This is a genomic window from Pseudomonas sp. stari2 (assembly GCF_040760005.1).
Lineage (GTDB): Bacteria > Pseudomonadota > Gammaproteobacteria > Pseudomonadales > Pseudomonadaceae > Aquipseudomonas.
Genome location: NZ_CP099760.1, coordinates 3,447,712 through 3,462,807 on the forward strand (window position 1 = coordinate 3,447,712; position 15,096 = coordinate 3,462,807).

The following is a 15,096-nucleotide window of genomic DNA, read 5'->3' on the forward strand; positions in this document are numbered from 1 at the left end:
TGATGTGGAGAGGGAAAGAATTCCCCCTCCACCGTCACCCTCAGGCGATCACGATCCCATCGGCGCTGAGACTGCTCAGCGAAACCCCGACCAGCGTCACCGAATCAGCGCCAAATTTGAGCACCGTATCCTGCCCCACCGATGTGGCATGGGCGCGGAAGTCATCGCCGGGCAACACGCCCTGCACGCCGAGGAACACCAGTTTGTCGTTGCCGTTGAAGCCCACCACCCGGTCCTGGCCGAACGCACCGCTGAACAGGAACGTATCCGCCCCGCCGCCCGACTCCATCAGGTCATTGCCGGTGCCGCCGACGAACACGTCGTTACCGGCACCGCCGATCAGGTGATCGTTGCCGTCCAGGCCAAACAACCAGTCGCCACCGACATGCGCCTTGAGGGTGTCAGCGCCGCTGGTGCCCTTCACGCTCGACTCGTACTGGGTGACGTTGTTGCCGACCTTCAGGCCATCGGCTGTGACGCTGTGGGTCACGTCGTCCTTGAACAGGCCCCAGAGGAAGCCCGGTTCCTTGGTAACGATGCTGCCGATGTCGCGGGTGATGCTGATCCCGCCGTTGGCATCGCGGATGTACAGGTTGCCGGCGCCGTCGTTGGCAAAGTCGAACTTGTTCACCGACTGCTGCAATTCGAGGGTGTTGTTGCCTGAGCCGCCGAGGATGATGTTGTAGCCGCCGCTGTCGCGGAAGGTGTCGTTGCCGGCACGGCCCTCCAGATAATCGTTGCCGCTGCCGCCCTGGATCAGGTCGTTGCCGTCGCTGCCGATAATGAAGGTGCTGCCCTTGTGGGGCTCGGCGTTGCGGTTGAGATCCTGCACCCAGGTGTTGGCCCGCGCCGGGTCCGACAGGTTGGCCACGATGATCGTCGAGTCACGGCTGGTGAGATCGTAGAACTTCGACTCGATGACCCGGTTCATGCCGTCGCCGTAAGCGGTCGGCAGGTGCGAGATCCAGGTCGGGATGTTGACGATCGAATACGGCAGCACGTTCCACGCGTTCGAGGCGTAGTGGTCGTTGAAGCTGACGATATTGTCGGTCGCCGACACTTTCGACGCGTCGTGCACGCCGAGTGAGGCACCGGTGAAGGTCGAGCCGTCGAGGGCGCGGAATACCGGGTCGTTCTCGTAGCCGACATTGAGCACTTTGTCGGTGCTGCTCTGGGTCGGCGAGGCGTAGGCGATGTAGTTCGAGTCCTGGAAGAACCCACCCCACTTGCTGCTGCTCAGGTCCGCCATGCTGTTGACCGCCAACCCGCCGAGGCTGTGACCGCTGACCAGCACGTCCTTGCCGGTGAGGCCGTTGGCCTTGGCGAACGCCACCACGTTGTTCATCAGGTTGCCGAAGGCTTCGCCGGCGTAGTTCTTGGCGTAATCCTTGGGCCCGAATGCGGCGAGCAGGTCATTGATGGCGTCGGCGATGGAGTCACCAATGAGGATTTCCCGTGGGCCGCTGGTGCCGCGAAAGGCGATGCCGATTTCCGTGAGATGCCCCTGGGCGTCGTACTTGCCGAGGATTTCCACTTGCGCGCTGGTGTAGCCGGGCTTTTCGCCGAAGAAGGTTCCGCGCACGTCGGTCTTGCCGTCATAACCCAGTTGCGAGGCGGTGATAGGCGTCCAGCCGGCCTTCTTCACAGCATCGAGGGCGAGTTTTTCCGAATCGGGGTTCCACGGGATTCCGGGAATAACTCCTTGAGAATCGGTGCCGCCGATCAGCGCACTGATCAGTGTGGCCGGCAGGCCGAGGCCGAAGCCGTTGTGCTGATAGCCGACCGCGAAACCGTTGTCGAGGTTGTGATAGGAGTACAGCGTGATGGCCATGGCATCAGTGAACAATGCCTTGGAATCCGCTGAGCTGAAGTTCTTGTAGTCATACACACCCATTGCTGTTGCCTCTCTCTTTGTTGGAATTATTCAGAGATAGCTCACAACCAGAATGCCCCTCCCGGGGCGCTCCGGAGCATTTCGATACAACACTTCTGTCTTGCAGCCCCGATGGACACCGCCGCAATGCGCAGCGGTGTCCGCAAGGGATCAAGCGAACACGAAACTCGAGTCCGACAGGTTAGCCACCCCCACGCCGATCAGGGTCACGGCATAGTCGCCAATCTTCAGCACGGTATCGGCGCCGGACTGCGAAGCATGTTGCTTGTAGTCGTAGCCCTGCCCTGCGCCCTGCACGCCCATGAACACCAGTTTGTCGCTGCCCTGGTAGCCATGGATCGAGTCGAAGCCGAACGCGCCGCTGAACAGGAAGGTGTTGTTGCCACCCACCGCACTCATCACGTCGTTGCCGGCGCCGCCGACGAAGGTCACATGGGCCTTGTCGCTGAACAGATGATCGTCGCCGCCCAGACCGAACAGCCAGTCGCCGTCAGCGGTGGCGTTCAGCGTGTCGCCGAGCGCGCCGCCGTTGAGCGAATGGTTGTACTGGGTCAGCTCCGCACCGTTGGCCAGGCCTTTGCCGGTGACGGTCCAGGTGATTTCCTTGCTGCTCCACATCGAACCGGACTCTTTGCTCACGATTGCGCCGATGTCGCGGGTCATGCTGATGCCGCCGTAGGCATCGCGCACGTACAGCGTGCCGTCGCCGTCGTTGGCGAAGCTGAAGTTCTGCAACGGTTTCTGCAGGTCGAAGGTGTTGTGGCCCTGGCCGCCGAACAGGATGTTGAAGCCCCCGTCATCGCGGAACAGGTCGTCGCCGGCACGACCTTCGAGGAAGTCGTTGCCTGCCCCGCCCTTGAGCCAGTCGTTGCTGTCGGTGCCGATGATGAAGGTGCTGCCGGTATGCGGCTCGCCGCTGCGGCCCAGATCTTCGACCCAGGTTTTGCCCCGGGACGAGGCTTCCAGATTGGACACGATGATGGTCGAGTCCTGGCTGGTGAGGTTGTAGAACTTCGAATCGATCACCCGGTTCAGGCCATCGGCATAGCCCAGCGAACTGTGAGCCGACCAGTTCAGCGGGTTGACGATGCTGAACGGTACCAGGTTCTGCGCGGTGGACGCGTAGTTGTCGTTGAAGTTGACGATGTTGTCGGTGGTCGAGTCGTGCGGCTTGTCGTGTTTGCCCATCGATGCCGTGCTGAACGTGGTGCCGTCGAGCACACGGAATACCGGGTCGTTCTCGAAGCCGATGTTCAACACGTTGGCGCCAGTGTTGCTCTGGGTCGGCGAGGCGAACGAAATGTAGTTGGCGTTCTTGAAAAAACCGCCCCAGTCGCTGGCACTCAGTTCCGCTACGCTGTTGACCCCGAGCCCGCCCAGGCTGTGGCCGCTGATCAGCACGTCCTTGGCAGCGATGCCATGGGCCGTGGCAAACGCGGCGACGGATTTGAGCAGGTTGTCGAAGGCGTTCTTCGCATAGTTCTTGGCGTAATCCACCGGCCCGATGGCGGCCAGCAAATTGTTTTTCATGTCGCCGAAGGTGTCGCTGTAACTCAGCCCGCCGGTGCCGCGAAAGGCCACGCCGATACTGATCAGCTTGCCCGCCGCGTCGTATTTGCCGAGCACTTCCGCCTCGGCGCTGGTGAAGCCGTCCTTCTCGCCGAAGAACGTGCCTTTCGCGTCGGTCTTTCCTTGATAACCCAGTGCCGTGGCGCCCAGTGGCGCCCAACCGGTGCCGGGCAAAGGCTGCCCGGTCGGTGTGTAGGAATACAGCGTCAGCGCGATGGCATCGCTGTACAACGCTTTACCGTCGGCTTTTTTGTAGTCAAACAATCCCATGTCGTGCTCTCTCTTCCTTTCAAAAACGGCAGTTCTCTGCAGAACTGCCGCTACACCTTAGAACTGCCAGTCCAGCGTCAGGCCCACACCGTGGTCCTTCTCGTTCGAACCGATCAGTCCGTTGTAGTCCAGGTTCACCCGGACATCGCGATTCAACGCCAGCCCGGCGCGTACGCCGACCACCGCTGCATCTCGATCCATCGACACACTTTGCACCGTAAACGCGCTGTTGCCATTGGCGAAGGCCAGATGATTTTCAGCATCCACGCTGCTCAGGTTGTGCTGCCAGCCCAGTGTCGCACCCAGTTCCAGCTGATGTTTCTCGGACAGGGCAAACGTGCGCTTGGCGCGAACGCCGAGGGTCGACAGTACGGCGTCGCGATTATCTTCACCGCCCTTCAGTGCCGCGGCATCACCCTTCTCGGTGAAGCTGTCGCTGTTCAGGTGCACGTAGGCCAGGTTGGCGAACGGCTCCAGGTTCATCGGTTTCAGCCCCAGATCGTATGCAGCTTCCGTGAACAGTTGTGCAGTGGTCGCATCGCGTTTGGTTTTCTGCTTGCCGCTGACACCGGCGAATTGCAGGTCACGTTTGACGTCGATGCGATGCCAGCTGTAAGCCGCGCCGGCGGTCAGGCGCAGAGCATCGATCTGATGCCCCAGGTACGCACCCAAGTGATAACTGTCGACCGAGGCCGACGAATGTGTACCTTTGCCCATGTTCAAAGAGCTGTCGCTATAACCGGTAACGAAACCCAGACGCGTATCTTCAGCAATCAAGCCGTCGACACCCGCCAGCAAGCCGCCAATGGAGCTGTTGGAGTCGGCATTTTTATAACCACCATCGCTCTTGCCCCAGGCGCCCAGCACTTTCAGCCAGGCATTGCTGCGGTCATCGGTCGGCGCCCCGGCATCGAACAGATCACGCTCGCGCAGGCGTTCGCCCACGGCATCGCGCAGGTAATGGCTGTCGTTGATCAGCATCGTGCCGATGGCCGGGTGAATCTCGCCGGACAGTTGCTGGAAGGCGTCTTGTGCAACCGCGGCGGTCGGCGACAGCAGCAGGGTTTCGAACAGCGCGTTGCCAGCCCCCAGACGTTCCACGGCTGCGCCGACCTCACGCTGGTTCGGGGTCAGGCCGACACTGGCGAACGAAGCGCCATTACGCCCGACCTCCAGTTGCACGCCATTGGCCGAGTAATCGAGTGTGCCACCAAGGAACGCATAACTTGGCAGAACCTGACCGAAACGGCCCTGAATGCCACCCGCCGCTTGCAGGATGTTGAACTGGCTGCCGAGCAGGGATTTCACCTCGCCGGTGGTCAGCAAGGTCGGGCTGTTTTCCAAGGACAGCGCAACGGTCGCGCCCTCGATGGTTGCAGTGCCACCGGCCACGACGCGGTCGCTGCTGGTAGGCGAGACTTCCACGGCGTAGGTCGAACCCGGCTCGAAGGTCACATCCCCCGCCACGTTCAAGGTGCCGATGGAGTTGCCCGGCGCAACGATACCGCCGCTTTTCGCGTTCAGCGCAGCGATGCTGCCGTTACCGCCGAGAATGCCATCGTTATTGACCGTGACCGCCGATTGCAGCGAGCCATTGATTGCCAGTCGGCCACCGTTCACCAGGGTCGGGCCGGTGTAGGTGTTGGCGCCGGTCAGCACCAGGGTGCCGATGCCTTGCTTGGTCAGACCGCCGTGACCGGAAATGTCGTTGCGCCAGGTGTCGAGCCCGCAGGTGATGTCGGTGCACACGCGCTCGGTGGGCTTGCCGGCATCAATGATCGCGCCGATGCCGGGCAGATCCGCCACGAACTGGCTGGAGCCGTAGGCACCTTCGATGCGGAATTCGGCCGGGATGTCCTGCTCGGTGACGAACATCGCCGGACCGTCGATGCCCTTGCGCAGGTTGATCATGCCCCAGCCGTACAGGGCGTCGATGCCCGGAGCGCCGAGGTCGGTGGCGGTGGTGCGCAACACGCTGGCGACCTGAGCGCCGGTCATGTACGGGAAACGCTCCATCAGCACCGCCACGGCGCCGGCCGCGTGCGGAGCGGCCATCGAGGTGCCGTTGTAGTTTGCGTAGCCGGTGGTCAGGTTGTCGGCGTTGGTGCCGCCGATGATCGAACTGTAGATCTGCGTACCCGGCGCCGAAACGCAGAAGCTCGCGGTATAACCGCAACGCGAGGAAAAGGTACTCATGATGTACGGATTGGCGCTGGCCTGATCCGGGTTTCTTTGCAGAGCCGAGACGGTCATCCAGTTCGGCGCGATTTCCGGCACGAAGTAGCCGAGGCCGGCGATGGCGTCCGGGTTGTTCAGGTTGTAGTCGTTACCGGCGGCAAAAATGGTCACGATCCCGCTGCGCGCGGCAGCGATTGCACCGTCATAGGCGCCGCCGGGTTTGGTGCCGAGCAGCGTGCGGATCTCGTTGAACTGCAATTGCGCGTCGTTGACGGTGAAGTGCGGGTACGCCGGGTCGCGGCCGCCGAGGTCGAAACGGTCAGTGATGCCTATGCCCCAGCTGTTATTGATGATCCGTGCGCCGCTGGCGATCAGGGCATCCCAACCGGCCTTGTACACCGCGCCGTCGTTGCCACGGACGATGCCGTCTTCCGGGCCCGGGTCGCCGTTGTCGGCACTGATGATCTGCGCGCCGAATGCCACGCCGTGCATAACGCCACCGTCACGGCTGCCGGCCGCGATGCCGCCGACGTGGGTGCCGTGGGCACCGAGTTTACCGTTGGAGCCTACCGAGGGCGAACCGTCATAGAGGAACGCGTCCCCGGCTTTGACCGGGATGTACGGGTCGGTGTATTCGCGGATACCACTGGTGACCAGGGTCACGACCTTGTTCGGCCCGGAAAACTCCGGGTGCGCCGCGTATACCGGCTGGTCGAAGATCCCCAGTTTCACGCCTTTACCGGTATAGCCGGCAGCGTAGGCGTAATCCGCGCCGATCGCGCCCAGGCCCCAGTCCGCCTTGAACTCGGCACTTCGCCAACTGGCCGGGTCCCCTGCCCGGCCATTTTCCACGTAGGGCGCAGCGTGTGCGCTGCCCCAGGTGGCCATGGCGCAGAGCAAGGCGCAGTTGAGGGTTTTCAGGCGAAAGCATCCACCCGATTGCGCGGGGGTGTTGTTGTTTTTCATCCAGCGACCTTCCTTAGTGATGTTGCACAAAATCCGTTTGTTCAGAACTGCCAGTTCAGGCTCAGGCCCACGCCGTGACTCTTCTCGCGGCTGGCCAGTTGTCCGTTGTAATCAAGGTTCACCCGCACGTCGCGGCTCAGGGCCAGGCTGGCCTGTACCCCCACCAGCGCGGCGTCGCGTACCAGCGGCGAACTTTCGACGCTGTACGGCGCGCTGCCGCTCGCGAAACGCAAATGCTGTTCGGATTCAATGTCGGTGAGGCTGTGCTGCCAGCCGAGACGACCGCTGACATCAAGCTTTTGCGAACCCGACAGGTTGATCGTCTTGATCGCCCGGACGCCGAGAGTACCGAGCACCGCGTCACGCTGATCGTCATTGCTTTTCAGCGCGGCAGCATCGCCCTTCTCGGTGAATCCGTCGCTGTCCAGATGCACGTAGGCCAGATTGGCGAACGGCTCCAGAGCCAACGGTTGCACGTTCAGTCGGTAGGCCGCCTCGCCGAATACCTGAGTGGTGGCGGCATCGACCTTGGCTTTCTGTTTGGCGCTGACGTCGCCGTATTGCAGGTCCCGCTTCACGTCGGCGCGATGCCAGCTGTAGGCCGCGCCGGTGCTCAAACGCCAGGCGCCGATGTCGTGCCCGGCATAGGCACCGAGGTGGTAGCTGTCGACCTTGGCCGAAGAATGCGTGCCGGAACCCATGCTCAATGAGCTGTCACTGTAACCGGTGACCAGACCGATGCGGGTCTGCTCGTCCAGCGCGCCGTCGACACCGGCAAGCAGACCGCCGATCGATGTGCTGTAACCGGCGGTGTGGTGTTGCGAATCGGTGGTGCCCCAGGCGCCGAGGGCCTTGATCCAGCCGTTGCTTTTCGCGGTGTTCGCGTCGTGCAGGCGTTCGCCGATGGCGTCGCGCAACTGACGGCTGTCGTTGATCAGCACCGAACCGAGGGCCGGGTAGACTTCCCCGCTCAACTGCTGGAAAGCTTGCTGTGCATCGCTGGCGGTCGACGACAGCAACAGGCTTTCGTACACCGAGTTACCAGCCCCCATGCCTTCGACGGCACTGGCCACGGCCCGCTGGTTCGGCGTCTGGCCGACGCTGGCAAAAGACCTCGCGTTGCGTTCGACATTCAGCGCGATGCCGTTGCCGCTGTACGCGAGGCTTCCGCCAATAAACAGGTAATCAGGCACCACGGCACCGAACTGGCCCTGAATGCCGCCCGCCGCTTGCAGAATGTCGTACTGATGACCGAGCAGGCTTTTCGCTTCGGCGGTGCTGAGCAAGGTCGGGCTGTTTTCCAGCGACAGACTGACGGTGGCGCCGCTGATGGAAGCCGTGCCGCCGGCGACGATGCGGTCGCTGGCGGTCGGTGACAGCTCCACCGCGTAGGTCGAGCCCGGAGCGAAGGTCACGTCACCGGCCACATTCAAAGTACCGATGGAGTTGCCCGGTGCCACACGACCGCCGCTGCTGGCAGTCAATGCACCGATCCGCCCGGAACCGCCGAGGGTGCCGCTGTCATTGACCGTGACCGCAGACGTCAGCGATCCGTTGACGCTCAGCAGGCCGCCGTTGACCGTGGTCGGGCCGCGATAGGTGCTGTCGCCGGTCAGGATCAAATGCCCGGCGCCGGACTTGATCAGGCTGCCCTGATACACCCGGCCCGCAGCCGCCGCATCACGGGCCGTGCCGACGGAGTAATCCGTCTGCTCCTGTTGGCTGGCGCCGACCGGAACGCCGTTCTGCCACCCTTTATCTTGCAGGGTTTGCTGCCAGGCGTTGTGCTCGGCGAGATCTTCGCTCTGGCGCTGAATCAGTGCCTTGTCGGAGATGTCGTTGCTCCACACATCGCGTTGCCCGGTGGAAAGATTCGCGTCAAACGCGCCGAGCAATTGACCCGGCCCGCGCATTGCCCGGTTCAGGTTTGCAACACCCCAGCCGACCCGCTCGTTAGGTGCATCGGTCACGGAACCGTCGAGCTGAGTAGCGGTAGTCAGCAGCACCTCCAGCGCCTGCTGGTTGTTCATGTACGGATAACGCTCCATCACCAGCGCCAGGGCGCCGGTAGCATGGGGCGCGGCCATCGAAGTACCGGACTTGATCGCGTAGCCGCCGTCGGGAATGGTGCTGTCGATCTTTGCCCCCGGCGTGGTGATGCACCAGTACTTGGCGATACCGCACTGGTTGTACTTCTGCTGATTGCTTTGATCCAGCCCCGACACGGCCAGCCAGTGACCTTCCAGGTCCGGCTGAAAATACGGTAGCGCCGAGCGTACGCTGGCGTTGGGGTAACCGCTGTTGCCGGCGCTGAACACGTTGATCACGCCGCGGCGCGAAACATCGGCGGCGGCATCGAGCCAGGTACCTTTGTTCCAGTGTTGGGCGTAAGCCGCGTGCAGGTCCGCCAGGGTTCGGTAACTGACATCCGGCGGCTGGCTGCCCCAGCTGTTGTTGATGGCCCGCACGCCGGCATCGGCCAGTGCGTCGTACGCCGCTTTGAAGTAGCGAGGGTCGGGATTGGGGCCGAACAGGAAGCTGTCGTTCTTGTTGGTGTTGCCGACGTAGATCTGCGCATTGAACGCCACGCCGTGCATGCCGGTGCCATCCCGGGAGGCGCCCATAGTGCCGACCACGTGCGTGCCGTGAGAATCGTTGTTCGGGTTAAGCGTGCCGCTGACTGTGAACAGCGAGCCATCGATATAGCTGCCGCTGGCCAATACCGGGTGATAACGGTCGCTGGCGAACTCGGGGTGGGCCGCGTCGAAACCGGAGTCCAGCGCGCCGATCTTCACGCCCTTGCCGGTGATACCAGCGGCGTAGGCCTGATCGGCCTGCATCCGGTCCAGTCCCCAGTCCCGCAGGAACTCGGCGGAGCGCCAACTGGCAGCGTCGCCGGGTTTGCCTGACTCCTGGTATTGCGCCTGGGCCGGGCTTAAAGAAATTACAAGCAACAGGGTGCCGACCGAAGCCGGCTTGAAGCGTACGTCCATGTTCACCACTCGTTTTTGTTGTTTTGTTTAGAAACTACGGTGCTATTGCGTCCGTGGGCCTTGCCCGAATGCTTCGTCCACCCGAGCCAGATCCTGCTCGCTCAAGGTGCCCGCGTAGTAATGCAACTTGGTCCAGGCCATGAGGTAGTCATAGCGTGCCTGGGCCAGATCGCGGCGGGTGGTAAACAGTTGTTGTTCGGCGTTCAGCGCGTCCAGGTTGGTCCGCTCGCCGCCGAGAATGCTTTGTTTGGTCGACACCACCAGCGCTTCGGCCGAGGTCAGGGCTTTCTGGTAGGCGCGCAGTTTGTTGACGCCGGACAGACAGGCACTGAACTGGCGACGCAGCTCGATCAGGGTTTCGCGGGTCTTGCCGTCCAGCTCGAACTCGGCCTGTTCCATGGTACGACTGGCCTGACGGGTCGATGCCGATACCCCGCCACCGGCGTACAACGGCACGTTGACTTCGATGCCGATGGTGTTGGTGTCGTAACGCTGGTTATAGGTGTTGCCGCTTTCCGATTCGTTCTGGCGCATCGAGGCATAGGCACTGACTTTCGGCAGGTGCCCGGCGCGGTTGCGCTCCACTTCATAACGGGCCACTTCCACGGCCTGACGCTGTGACGCCAGGTTCGGGTTGTTGCTGATCGCCAGTTCGTGCCAGGTGTCGTAGTTGGCCGGTATCAAGGCAAAGGTCTGGAAGTTCTGATCCAGGGGCGCCAGGTCATTGATGTCCACCGCCGGTACACCGACCAGCGCACCCAGTTCACGCAGCGCCGCATCCTGTTCATTGCGGGCCTCGATTTCCTCGGCAGTCGCCAGTTCATAGCGCGACTCGGCTTCCAGAATGTCGGTCCGTGTGCCTTCGCCCTGCTTGAACATGTGCTCGTTCTGCTGGAACTGCTGCTCGTACGCCTTCTTCTTGGCCTGGGCGATGTCGATCTGATCCTGGGCGAACAAGGCCTTGGTGTAGTTGTCCAGCACCCGCACCAACAGTTCCTGGCTCTTGCCCCGGAAGTTCTCGTCGGCAAACAGCGACTGCGCCACACCTTTGCGATACGCGGCGTAGGCCTCGTAGTCGAGCAACGGTTGCTGCAGGGTCAGGTTGGAGCCGTAACTGTTGTAGTTGCGGTTTTCAGTAAAATTGCCGCGATCGGTGAGCTGCGTAACCTTCGAGGTGTTGTGGCCCTTGTTGTAGTTGTAACCGACTTTCGGCAACAACCCGGCGCGGCCGATGGCCCGGTTTTCAAGGCCTGCATCGCGTTCCTTGATCGCGCCGAGGAACACCGGGTCGTTACGTAATGCCTGTTCGTAGATTTCGAACGGCCCCATGGCCGCCACCGCACTATTGCCCGCGAGCAGCGCGAACGCTGCCGCCAGCATGGAAAGCTTATTCATACAGCCGAACATCCTTATTCTTCGGTCAATGCGGAGCCGGCCCGGTCGAGCAGCGGTTTGAACAGGTAGTTGAGGAGTGAACGTTCGCCTGTGCGCACGAACATTTCCGCCGGCATGCCGGGCTTGATCACCAGCCCGTTGAGCTTCTCCATGGCCTGATCGCTGACGCTGCTGCGCAACACGTAATACGGCGCGCCGGTTTTCTCATCGACCATCTGGTCGGCGGAAATCAGACTGACTTCGCCGGGAACGCGCGGGGTCTTGCTCTGGTTGAACGCGGTGAAAAGGATGTCCACCGGCAGGTGCGTGCCGACCTTGTCGATCAGGTTGATCGGCAGGTGCCCTTCCACTTCCAGGCGCGTGCCTTGCGGGACGATCTCCAGCAGGGTTTCGCCCTGACGCACCACAGCGCCTTCGGTGTGCACGCCGAGATTGACGGCGATGCCGTCCGAGGTCGCAAGAATCTCGCTGTGTTGCAGGTCAAAACCGGCGGAGGTCAGTTGTTCGGACAGGGTGACGCTTTTCAGTTGCGCGTCGGCCAGCTGGCTGCGGACTTCTTTCTGGTATTCCTCGCCATGCTGTTGCAGTTTCAGGCGCGATTCGAGAATGCCCTGCTCCACCCGGCCGCTTTCGCCGGTGTTCTCGGCCAGTTGCTGCTGCACTTGCGAGAGCTGACGCTGGTATTCCATCAAGCGGTTGCGCGGAATGTAGCCGTTGTCCGCCAGCGGCTGCAGGTTGCTCAACTGCTGTTGTAGAGAGTCCGCCTGAGCATTGAGATCGGTACGGGCGCGACGCATGCCGGCCAGTTGTGAAGTGGCGCCTTCGATGCTGGCGCGCAGTGCAGCCTGCTCGCGGGAGAACGCTTCACGACGGCTGCTGAACAGTTGCCGCTGACCTTCCAGTACCAGCGCCAGACGCGGGTCCGCGTTGTCGCTCAGCTCTGGCGGAAAGGTCACCTGCTTGAGGTTGTCGCGCTCGGCCTGCCAGCGCGCCACGCTGGCCCACGCCATGCGGTACTGGGCCTGCAGCGATTGTACGTCGGCGGCGACCTGCGTCTGGTCGAGGCGGAACAAAGGCTGGCCCTGCTTCACGATCTCGCCTTCACGCACCAGGATCCGGCTGACCACACCGCTGCTCATCGACTGCACGGCCTTGCGTTTACCGGATACCACCACCGTGCCTTGCACCGGGATCCCCTGATCCAGCGGCGCCAGTGCCGCCCAGGCAAAGAAACTGCCGGCGCCGGCCAGTGCCAGAATCCAGCCCATGCGGGCGAAGAACTTCGCGTCGCGCTCCGGACGCTCGGTGATGTAGTCGTGTTCCATGCTGGCTTCGTTTTCTGTGTTCATGCTCGCGCTGCTCATACACCCGAATTCCTTGTCGTGGGCTGGTACTGCCGGCTCATGCTGAGCCCGCCCGGTGCCTGCGCGGTTTTTTCAGTTTGTTGTTGCGGCTGTTGCTGCGGGTTGCCGGACAGTGCCTTGAGCACGTCATGGCTCGGACCGAAGGCTTGCAGGCGGCCATCGTTGAGTACCAGCAGCTTGTCGGCCTGGGCCAGCACCGAAGAACGATGCGTCACCAGTACCACGGTGGTGCCTTGGGCCTTGAGTTGCACGATGGCGCTGGACAATGCCGCTTCGCCGACGGTGTCGAGGTTGGAGTTCGGCTCATCCAGCACCACCAGGCTTGGCGTGCCGTAAATCGCACGCGCCAGGGCCACACGCTGTTTCTGGCCGCCGGACAGACCGCTGCCGTCCTCGCCCAGTTGCGTGTCGTAGCCTTGCGGCATGCGCAGGATCATTTCGTGAACCCCGGCCTGTTGCGCGGCGGCCACGACTTTCTGCGGATCGGTCTCGCTGAAGCGCGCGATGTTCTCGGCGATAGTGCCGCTGAACAGTTCGATATCCTGCGGCAGGTAGCCGATGTAAGGACCCAACTGATCGCGATTCCAGCGATGGATGTCGGCGCCGTCCAGACGCACCGTGCCGCCGAGGGTCGGCCAAACGCCGACCAGCACCCGCGCCAGGGTCGACTTGCCGGAGCCGGAGGCACCCAGCACACCCAGCACTTCACCGGCCGCCAGATTGAAATTGACCATGTGCAAGGTCGCGGCACGTTGCCCGGGCGGGCCGGCGCTGACCTGTTCGAAAGTGATCTGACCTTTCGGCGCAGGCAGTGCCATGGCGTCGTCGCTCGGCGGGAACGACTGCAGCAGGGAGTCGAGACGGCGGTAAGCCAGCTTCGCCCCGCTCCACTGCTTCCATACGGCAATCAGCTGATCGATCGGACTGAGCACCCGGCCCATCAGGATCGAACCGGCGATCATCATCCCGGCGGTCATGTCACCCTTGATCACCAGCAAGGCACCCAGGCCCAGCACCAGCGATTGCAGGCACAGGCGTAAGGTCTTGCTCAGGGAGCTGATCACCGCGCCGGTGTCACTGGCCTGGTTCTGCAGGCCGAGAAAACGCGAATGCACCTGGAACCAGCGCTTGCGCAGCGAGCCAAGCATGCCCATCGCCTGAATGGTTTCGGCGTTGTGCAAGTGGCTGGTGGCCAACTGGCTGGACTTCTGCGAGAAACCGGCGGCTTCGCCCAGTGGTTTCTTGGTCATGTATTCGTTGAGGCACGCCAGGGCGATCAACAGCAGCGCGCCGGCCGTGGCAAGGACGCCGAGCCAGACGTTGAACAGGTAAATCACAAACAGATAGACCGGGAACCACGGCGCATCGAAGAACGCGAACAGCGCAGGTCCGGTGACGAACTGGCGAATGTGGGTCAGGTCGCCCAGAGACTGGCCGGCGTTGCCCTCGCCCTTGAACAGGTTGCGCTCGAAGGCGGCTTGATAGACCCGCAGGTTGAAACGGCGCTCCAGCTGGCTGCCGATACGGATCACGATGAAGCTGCGCACCACCTCCAGCAGACCAATGAACGCGAAGAACCCCACGACCATCAACGACAGCATCGCCAGCGTGGTTTCGTTTTGCGAAGACAGCACTCGGTCATAGACCTGGAGCATATAAATAGAGGGCACCAGCATCAGCACGTTAATCAGTGCGGTAAAGCATCCGACGCTGATCAGAATACTTTTATAGTCACCCAACGCCTTGAATAAGGGAGCGGTGGCCGGGGCCTTCGCCATCTTCATTGATTATTCCTGAAATAATATTCCCCGCCGTGCTTGGCGAGACTTCAATTAATTGCCCGCACTGAGGACGGGACATACACCGTCAGTATTGGCTTACACTTCAATAACAACTTACGCGATTTAAACCGGCGTCAGCGTTATTGCAGACTCGCTTATAACTGTAACGGGGCGCCTTATATTTAAACTGTGAGCCGGTTCCGGTGATCAGGGCTGTTTGCCAGCTCGTTCGAGTGTAATCACCAGGCCTGACTTCAAAGTGCTCAGATAAAGCCCATCACGTTGTCGGCTGAAAAACTGGATTCTTGAGCCCTCCTTGCCTGTGATGGACAGGCCATCCGGGTCGGGAAACCAGCCGATGGCGCTCTCTTGCAACCACGCGCTCAGGCAGTCGGCGCCCTTGCCCAGGGTCTGGTTGGCTTCGAGGTCGATCTGGCAAGTGTTCGAAGGTTTGTCTTGCAGCGCCTGCGCTTCGGGAGCGTCATTGCGAGCGTTCAGGGTTGCTTGCCACTGCCCGGCAAATACCGATGGATCTTCGAGTCTGAGGCTGCTTGCCATGGTTGTTTCTCCAGAAATCATCATCAGCATCGGCAACAGATACGCTGCCGCCTTACGGGTAAAAGCGAATTGGATCATAGGAAATTTCACCCCGGCGTGTAGCCTTGCTTACCGGCCAAAGCGATGCA

8 protein-coding genes are annotated in these 15,096 nt (G+C 61.9%); all 8 read right to left on the bottom strand.

Going from position 1 to position 15,096, the window contains the following annotated elements; genetic code table 11:
• Positions 1 to 40 precede the first annotated feature (40 nt).
• The 8 genes from NH234_RS15540 to NH234_RS15575 all read right to left on the bottom strand — a co-directional run bounded on the left by NH234_RS15540 (position 41) and on the right by NH234_RS15575 (position 15,046).
• A complete protein-coding gene (locus NH234_RS15540) occupies positions 41 to 1,894 on the bottom strand; it encodes a polyurethanase (protein ID WP_085731004.1) in 1,854 nt (617 codons plus the stop codon).
• Positions 1,895 to 2,044: 150 nt separating this feature from the next.
• The gene (locus tag NH234_RS15545; protein ID WP_367253295.1) at positions 2,045 to 3,733 is read right to left on the bottom strand and encodes a polyurethanase; all 1,689 of its coding nucleotides are present in this window, start codon (positions 3,731 to 3,733) and stop codon (positions 2,045 to 2,047) included.
• Positions 3,734 to 3,790: 57 nt separating this feature from the next.
• A complete protein-coding gene (locus NH234_RS15550; protein ID WP_367253296.1) occupies positions 3,791 to 6,877 on the bottom strand; it encodes an autotransporter domain-containing protein in 3,087 nt (1,028 codons plus the stop codon).
• A 41-nt stretch (positions 6,878 to 6,918) separates the two neighbouring features.
• Positions 6,919 to 9,870, bottom strand: a complete 2,952-nt coding sequence (locus tag NH234_RS15555; RefSeq protein ID WP_367253297.1) for an autotransporter domain-containing protein — start codon at positions 9,868 to 9,870, stop codon at positions 6,919 to 6,921.
• A 42-nt stretch (positions 9,871 to 9,912) separates the two neighbouring features.
• A complete protein-coding gene (locus tag NH234_RS15560; protein ID WP_367253298.1) occupies positions 9,913 to 11,277 on the bottom strand; it encodes a TolC family outer membrane protein in 1,365 nt (454 codons plus the stop codon).
• Positions 11,278 to 11,279: 2 nt separating this feature from the next.
• A complete protein-coding gene (locus tag NH234_RS15565) occupies positions 11,280 to 12,629 on the bottom strand; it encodes an HlyD family type I secretion periplasmic adaptor subunit (protein ID WP_367253299.1) in 1,350 nt (449 codons plus the stop codon).
• Positions 12,626 to 14,413: a type I secretion system permease/ATPase gene (locus NH234_RS15570; RefSeq protein WP_085709814.1), complete on the bottom strand. Its 1,788-nt coding sequence runs from the start codon at positions 14,411 to 14,413 to the stop codon at positions 12,626 to 12,628. Before NH234_RS15570 ends, NH234_RS15565 begins: the two co-directional genes overlap by 4 nt.
• A gap of 204 nt (positions 14,414 to 14,617) precedes the next feature.
• Positions 14,618 to 15,046 carry an AprI/Inh family metalloprotease inhibitor gene (locus tag NH234_RS15575; protein WP_367253300.1) on the bottom strand — a complete coding sequence of 143 codons (429 nt, stop codon included), beginning with the start codon at positions 15,044 to 15,046 and terminating at the stop codon, positions 14,618 to 14,620.
• Positions 15,047 to 15,096 lie beyond the last annotated feature (50 nt).

Bases quoted from the DNA above. Each gene is read 5' to 3' on its own strand.
- NH234_RS15540 (WP_085731004.1), bottom strand. From the start codon at position 1,894: ATGGGTGTGTATGACTACAAGAACTTCAGCTCAGCGGATTCCAAGGCA.
- NH234_RS15545 (WP_367253295.1), bottom strand. From the start codon at position 3,733: ATGGGATTGTTTGACTACAAAAAAGCCGACGGTAAAGCGTTGTACAGC.
- NH234_RS15550 (WP_367253296.1), bottom strand. From the start codon at position 6,877: ATGAAAAACAACAACACCCCCGCGCAATCGGGTGGATGCTTTCGCCTG.
- NH234_RS15555 (WP_367253297.1), bottom strand. From the start codon at position 9,870: ATGGACGTACGCTTCAAGCCGGCTTCGGTCGGCACCCTGTTGCTTGTA.
- NH234_RS15560 (WP_367253298.1), bottom strand. From the start codon at position 11,277: ATGTTCGGCTGTATGAATAAGCTTTCCATGCTGGCGGCAGCGTTCGCG.
- NH234_RS15565 (WP_367253299.1), bottom strand. From the start codon at position 12,629: ATGAGCAGCGCGAGCATGAACACAGAAAACGAAGCCAGCATGGAACAC.
- NH234_RS15570 (WP_085709814.1), bottom strand. From the start codon at position 14,413: ATGAAGATGGCGAAGGCCCCGGCCACCGCTCCCTTATTCAAGGCGTTG.
- NH234_RS15575 (WP_367253300.1), bottom strand. From the start codon at position 15,046: ATGATCCAATTCGCTTTTACCCGTAAGGCGGCAGCGTATCTGTTGCCG.